General features: G+C 74.6%; 3 protein-coding genes. 1 reads left to right on the forward strand and 2 read right to left on the reverse strand.

The features are described 5' to 3' along the window. Nucleotides 1–125 precede the first annotated feature (125 nt). Both ACFV6D_RS26480 and ACFV6D_RS26485 read right to left on the reverse strand, forming a co-directional pair. Entirely contained in the window at nt 126–716 is a 591-nt protein-coding gene (locus tag ACFV6D_RS26480) for a lytic polysaccharide monooxygenase (RefSeq protein WP_380561332.1), read from the reverse strand. Nucleotides 717–914: 198 nt separating this feature from the next. Beyond that, on the reverse strand, nt 915–1,946 hold the full coding sequence (locus tag ACFV6D_RS26485) for a medium chain dehydrogenase/reductase family protein (protein WP_380371929.1): 1,032 nt from the start codon (nt 1,944–1,946) through the stop codon (nt 915–917). A 133-nt stretch (nt 1,947–2,079) separates the two neighbouring features. On the opposite strand from ACFV6D_RS26485, the gene ACFV6D_RS26490 reads away from it, so the two are divergent. Further along, nucleotides 2,080–2,745: a TetR/AcrR family transcriptional regulator gene (locus tag ACFV6D_RS26490; protein ID WP_380346411.1), complete on the forward strand. Its 666-nt coding sequence runs from the start codon at nt 2,080–2,082 to the stop codon at nt 2,743–2,745. Nucleotides 2,746–2,865 lie beyond the last annotated feature (120 nt).

Genomic DNA, 2,865 nt, shown 5'->3' on the forward strand with positions numbered 1-2,865 from the left:
GCCCCTCTCACCCCCCCGCGCCGGGGCTGGCGCGGCGCGCCGGGCGGCGCCCGCCGGCGCGGGGCGCGCCGGGGCGCCCCCCCCCGCCCCCGGCGCCCGTCAGCACGGTGCAGCGGTCAGGACCGTCAGAACTGGACGTCGGTGCAGGAGTAGAAGGCGTTTCCGGTGTCGGCGACGTCCCAGACCGCCACCACCACCTGGTGGCCGGTGCGACCGCTGGGGAGGGTCGCGGTGTGGGTGGTGGTGGCGGCGGGCTGGCGGCCGTTGTAGGGGACGGTCAGGAAGGGGGTGAGGTCCAGGCTGGCCCGGGTGATCGGCTGGCTCGCGTCGTAACCGGGCTTGGTGAGGTAGTACCTGAAGTTCGTGGTGGAGTGCCGGGCCTCGATGTACCAGGTGAAGGTGAGCTGCTGGCCCGCCGTCACCCGGGTGGTCGGCCAGGTGCCGTTGCGCGGGTCGTCCAGCGGGGCCCAACGGGCGTCCCCGCCGGCGCAGATGGTGCCGTCGGCCGGGCCCCGGCCGGGGAAGCCCTTCGGGCCCTCGACGCTCTGCGGTTCCCACTGGATGTCGCCGCAGTCCCAGGGCACCCCGCCCGCTCCGCAGAGCGCGGACCGGCTGGGCGGCAGGTTGATGTAGCCGTGCGACTGGGCGGGCAGGGCCAGCACGAGCGGGAGCGCGATCGCGGCTGCGGCCGCGACGGTGAGATGACGTTTGCGCATGGTGCTCCTCCGTGGGGGTGGATGGAGTGTGCGCCCGACGTAGGGCGCGCGCGTGGGGGCGCGGCCGAAGATCGTGGCATGCCTGCGTCAGGTCGGTGCTGACACCGTAGAAGCCCCCGTCCGGGCCGTCAATGGTCTGAACCATTGCCGGGTCATTGCCAGGCCATTGCCGTGCCCCGCGCCCTCGCGCCCCGCAGGTCAGGGAATCAGGACGATCTTGCCGCTGACGGTCCCGGACTCCGCCAGCCGCAGGGCCTCGGCCGCCCGGGCGAGCGGGAGCCGGGCGGCGATCCGGGCGGTGACGTCGCCACGGGCGACGGCGGCGAACACCTGGGCGAGGTCGGACCGGAGGCGGGCGCGGAAACGGTCCCGGCCGAGGGCGCGGCCGGCCCAGATGTTGTAGAAGTGGGCGCGGCGGCCGTTGGGCAGGGTGTTCCAGAGCCAGGTGCGGGCGAGGATCTTCAGCACCGGCCACTGCTTGGAGCCGGTGTCGTCGCGGGTGGAGGCGCTGCCGTAGGCGACGAGCGTGCCGCCGGGGGCGAGCAGGTGCCAGGAGTCGATCACGCTGCGCCCGCCGACGTGGTCGAACACGGCGTCCACCCCGCCGGGCGCCAGCTCCCGGACCCGGGCCGCCACGTCCTCCGTGCGGTAGTCGACCGGGGTCACGCCGAGCTCCCGCAGGGCGTCGTGGTGCCGCGCGGACGCCGTGCCGATCACCTGCACGCCGGCCGCGCGTGCCAGCTGGACCAGGACGGAGCCCACCCCGCCGGAGGCGCCGTGCACCAGGATCCGCTGCCCGGCGCGCACCCGTGCCCGGCGGTGCAGCAGCTGCCAGGCCGTGATGCCGTTGACCACCACGGTCTCCGCCTCGGCCGCGGTGAGGCCGTCCGGGACGGGTACGGCGTCGGCGGCGTCGACCGCCACGTGGCTGGCCCACCCGCCGACCTTCATCAGCGTGGCCACCCGCTGCCCGGCCAGCCCCGGGTCGACGCCCTCGCCGGTGGCCAGCACCCGGCCGACCAGGTCGTAGCCGGGGACGAACGGGAACGGCGGCTGGTCGTAGTACCGGCCGCGGCGCATCTGCTGCTCGGCGAACGAGACGCCGCTCGCCTCCATGGCGATCAGGACCTGCCCCCGGCCGGCCTGCGGCACGGCTCCGTGCCGGATCTCCAGGCCCTCCGGCGCCACGATGCCCGGCAGTACGACCTGGACGAGGCGTTCGGTGTCCATGACGCCCTCCTTCTCGATAGACGTTATTGCCTTCGTTAGAAGTTATAACGGCAGGCGTCGGTGAGAGTCAAGAGGGAGAGTGATAGCCTCTAACGAGATGGTGATGTCATCGTCGTGAGGTCTGGAGGCGGCCATGGGCGCGTCGGATGTGAGGACTCCCCGGGAGCGCTACCGCGCCCAGGTGCAGGAGGAGATCAAGGAGCGCGCCTGGGAGCAGATCGCCACCGCCGGGGCCTCCGCGCTGTCCCTCAACGCCATCGCCAAGCGGATGGGCATGAGCGGCCCGGCCCTCTACCGGTACTTCGCCAGTCGCGACGAGCTGATCACCGAACTCGTCCGGGACGCCTACCGGAGCCTCGCCGACGCCTTCCAGGCCCGGGCCGCCGCGGGTGCCGACCTGGCCGGACTGGCGCAGGCCCTGCGCCGGTGGGCCCTGGACGACCCCCAGCGGTACCTGCTCGTCTACGGCACCCCCGTGCCCGGCTACCGGGCGCCTGAGGACACCACCCGGATCTCCGTCGAGATCATGGCCGTCCTGCTCGACGCCTGCACCGCCGAGCTGTCACCGGCGGAGCAGTCACCGGCCGTGTCGCCGTCCCCGTTCGACGCCCACCTCGCCGAACACCGGGCCTGGGCCGGGGAGCACCCGGCCCCGCCGGCGGTCCTCCACCTCGCCCTCGCCGTCTGGACCAGGCTGCACGGCGTGCTCTCCCTCGAACTCGCCGGCCACTTCACCGGCATGGGATTCGACCCCGCCCAGCTCTACGCCGCCGAGCTCCGCTCGCTCACCGGCCGCTGACGGGCGCGGGCCGGCCGGGCACCGGCCGCGCCTTCACGTGCGCCGACGGGGGCGCCGGGGGGGGGGGGGGGGGCGGGAGGCCGGGCGCGCGGGGCGGCGCGGGGGGGGGGCTGGCACTTG

Source organism: Kitasatospora sp. NPDC059812 (genome assembly GCF_042732075.1).
Lineage (GTDB): Bacteria > Actinomycetota > Actinomycetes > Streptomycetales > Streptomycetaceae > Kitasatospora.